The organism is Occallatibacter sp., assembly GCF_049802275.1.
GTDB lineage: Bacteria > Acidobacteriota > Terriglobia > Terriglobales > Acidobacteriaceae > Telmatobacter.
On sequence record NZ_JBARMD010000300.1, the window covers coordinates 1 to 3,097 of the forward strand.

General features: G+C 59.6%; 2 protein-coding genes. Both read left to right on the forward strand.

What is annotated here, in order from left to right:
• Nucleotides 1-1,359 (forward strand): FtsX-like permease family protein (locus WA354_RS10590; protein WP_472812977.1); only part of this gene is annotated, 1,359 nt, incomplete at its 5' end.
• A 412-nt stretch (nt 1,360-1,771) separates the two neighbouring features.
• Nucleotides 1,772-2,758, forward strand: coding sequence for a bifunctional enoyl-CoA hydratase/phosphate acetyltransferase (locus WA354_RS10595; RefSeq protein ID WP_472812978.1), 987 nt, complete (start codon nt 1,772-1,774; stop codon nt 2,756-2,758).
• Nucleotides 2,759-3,097 lie beyond the last annotated feature (339 nt).

The following is a 3,097-nucleotide window of genomic DNA, read 5'->3' on the forward strand; positions in this document are numbered from 1 at the left end:
GATTTTACGGTTCTGCTTTTCGCTGCCGCGGCTGTGCTCTTCGTCAGCCTCGTCATTGGCATGATTCCCGTGATCAAGTACTCCGGGGTGCAGATCAATAGCGGTCTGCGTGAAGGCGGCCGTGCGCTGAGCCAGAGTCGCGAACGCCATCGCGCACGCAAGGTGTTGGTAGTCGTACAGGTAGCGCTGGCATTGGTCCTGCTGATTTGCTCCGGCCTCATGATCCGCACCTTCCGCGCCCTGGCAAATGTTTCGCCAGGATTCGCCGATCCGGGAACCTTGCAGAAGTTCCGCATCTACATCCCTGAGTCGAGCGCGCCCGAGAACCAGAAAGTGAATGTGGTTCATATCGAGCAGGCGATTGCCGATAAACTGACCGCGATTCCCAACGTTTCCTCTGTTGCTTTTTCCTCGCACATTCCAATGGACGGAAATGATTCGAACGATGTGCTCTTCGCGCAAGACCGCACATACCGCGATAACGAGATACCGCCGATCCGACGCTTCGTCAACATTTCTCCCGGATTCTTCTCTACGATGGGCACTCCGCTTGTCGCGGGGAGAGACCTGACCTGGGCTGAAACCTACCAGAAACGGCCGGTCGCACTCGTGTCAGAAAACCTGGCCCGCGAATACTGGGGCGAACCCGCCAATGCGCTGGGCAAGCACATTCGTGTCGGCAACACCGACGACTGGCGCGAGATCATCGGCGTAGCAAAGAACGTCTATTACGACGGGGTCAGCCAGAAGGCGCCAACCACCGTGTATTGGCCCGTGTTCCTGGCCAAGTTTGAAGGGCAGCCGGAGGATGTGCGGCGCGGCGTCTCGTTCGTCATTCGCTCGCCACGCGCGGGTTCGTCCGCATTCATGAGCCAGGTGCAACAGGCAGTATGGTCAATCAATGGGGATTTGCCTTTGGCCGACCCCGGCACCGTCGGCGAACTCTACACCAAGTCGATGGCGCGCACATCGTTCACGCTCATCATGCTTTGCGTCGCCGGCGGCATGGCATTGCTCCTCGGCATCGTCGGCATCTATGGAGTGATCTCCTACGCGGTCTCCCAGCGCACGCGAGAAATCGGCATCCGCATGGCGCTCGGCGCGAAACGTGAGGCCCTCACCAGCATGTTCGTGCGCCAGGGACTTGTGCTGACCGCAATCGGCATCGTCTTCGGTGTCGGCGCAGCCTTCGCCACCATGCGCTTCATGGCTTCGATCCTCTTCAAGGTCAGCCCCATGGATCCATTGACGTATTCACTGGCAACAGTCGCAGTGATCGGGATCGCCTGGCTGGCCTGCTACCTGCCCTCCCGCCGTGCAGCCCAGGTCAACCCCGTCAACGCCCTGCGGGCGGAGTAGCTTCGGTCAACTCAAATCCGGGTGCCCCATCCATGCGCAGTTTTACCGCGCATGGGTGGGAAAGCACAAACCTCCAGTCGTTCCGTCATCGTGAGCAAAGCGAAGGACCTGCTTCTGCTTTTCTCATGCGCTCCCACACAGATTGACTGTCCCCCCGGGTGCCCCATCCATGCGCAGTTTCATCGCGCATGGGTGGGAAAGCAGGAACCTCCGCTCGCCCCGTCGTCCTGAGCAAAGCGAAGGACCTGCTCTTGTTCTTCTCATGCGCTCCCACACAGATTGACCGTCCCGCATTGCGCAATAATCGCCCGTACTGTGACCTTCCGCACACCTCATTTTCCGCGGCCGGGTAAGAATGAAATCGTCAGGCCGAAGGTTTGAATTCCTGTTCCGGCCATGGAGAATGAACATCATGAGCGATCTCGCCCCCCTTGCCGAAGCGGTTGTAATCGATCCCCTGGTTGGCCATCCGGCCGACTATCACGTCTTTCACAAATTCCTGGATCGCTGTAAATCCCTGCCGGCCATCACCACCGCAGTTTGCTGGCCGCTATCTGACGTCGCGCTCAGAGGCGCCACCGAAGCCGCAGAGGAAGGTCTCATCAAGCCCACGCTGATCGGCGACGAAGCCGAAATGCGTGCCCTCGCCGCAAAAATCGGCGTCGACATTTCGCAGTACCCCATTCTCGATGCCGACAACGAAGTCAAGGCCGCCGAGCTCAGCGTCAGCATGTGCCGCAGCGGCAATGCGCAGGCCATGATGAAGGGCAGCCTCCACACCGACGAGCTCATGAAGGTTGCCATGGCGCGCGATACCGGCCTGCGCACTTCCCGCCGCATCACCCACGTATTCGTGATGGATACGCCTGCCTACGCGCGCACCCTGCTCATCTCCGACGCCGCCATCAACATCAAGCCTGAGTTCGAAGACAAGATTCACATCGTGCAGAACGCCATCGATCTCGCCCACGCGCTTGGCATCCCCGAGCCCAAGGTTGCACTGCTCTCTGCCGTTGAGACTGTGAACCCCAAGATTCCTTCGACGATGGAAGCGGCCGCGCTGTGCAAGATGGCCGACCGCGGCCAGATTACCGGCGGCATTCTCGATGGACCGCTGGCATTCGATACGGCCGTCAGCGCCCACGCCGCGGAAATCAAGCACCTCAACTCCCCGGTTACAGGCCAGGCTGACATTCTCATCGTTCCCGATCTCGAAAGCGGCAACATGCTCGCCAAGCAGCTCGAGTACCTCGGCGGCGCGCAGCTAGCCGGAATCGTGCTCGGCGCTCGCGTTCCCGTCATCCTAACCAGTCGCGCCGACTCTGCTGAGACGCGCCTCACCAGTTGCGCGGTAGCCTGCCTGCTCCACTACGCAACGCATCCCGTCGAGATCGCATAGCTTTTCAACCACTCCTAAAGCAGGAAGGGCGCCAATTCCAAACGGAACCGGCGCCCTTTTTGCGTTCCATCAAACTGGCAACGCATATGGGTCCTTCAACTCCGATTGCCGATGATACAACCCGCAAACCGAAAATCAGCCCAACCTTCACAGCACTGAGCTTTCGGTGGGTGACTTGGCGATTTTGCATTATTCCAGAAGTGCTCCGGGACCCTAGGGCGTTTGATCGGCATAGGGGCGGCAGTCACCTGCCGACCCCTGCCACACCACCGTGCGTACGGGTCCGTACACGGCGGTTCGAGAAGTTAGGCTAGTAGTTCTCGAACAGTGAAGGTAGTC